Raw genomic sequence first — 546 nt, 5'->3', positions numbered from 1 at the left:
GTTGATACTGTAATAGTCTGAGTGGTTGCACCATTTGACCATAGGTAGCTTGATCCAGAATTACCGGCATCCAAAGTAAATGTACCTCCGGCACAAGTTTCCTGATCCGGACCCAAATCAACGATTGGATTTGGATGAATGGTTACATTCACATCATCCGTTGCTGAGCAACCATTGGCGTCGGTGACAACTACTGAATAGTTTCCACTTGCATTTACTGTTATAGTCTGAGTCGTTGCTCCGTTGGACCATAGGTAGCTTGATCCTGCATTACCGGCATCTAATGTGATTGTTCCTCCGGAACAGGTTTCCTGATCTAATCCAAGGTCTACAACCGGATTTGGATGAACGGTTACATTCACATCATCCGATGCTGAACAACCATTGGCATCGGTTACCACTACTGAATAGTTTCCTGAAGTTGATACTTTTATGCTTTGAGTTGTCGAACCATTTGACCACAAATATATAGCACCTGCATTGCCGGCATCTAATGTGATTGTTCCTCCGTAACAGGTTTCCTGATCTAATCCAAGGTCTACAACC

General features: G+C 43.8%; 1 protein-coding gene. It reads right to left on the bottom strand.

Annotation, left to right across the window (positions count from 1 at the left end; all coding sequences use genetic code 11):
• Positions 1-546 (bottom strand): DUF642 domain-containing protein (locus JCM15579_RS19940; RefSeq protein ID WP_157471581.1); only part of this gene is annotated, 546 nt, incomplete at both ends.

It is taken from the genome of Marinifilum fragile JCM 15579 (genome assembly GCF_001310955.1).
Taxonomy (GTDB): Bacteria; Bacteroidota; Bacteroidia; order Bacteroidales; family Marinifilaceae; genus Marinifilum; species Marinifilum fragile.
This window is presented reverse-complemented; position numbering and strand designations above follow the sequence as displayed.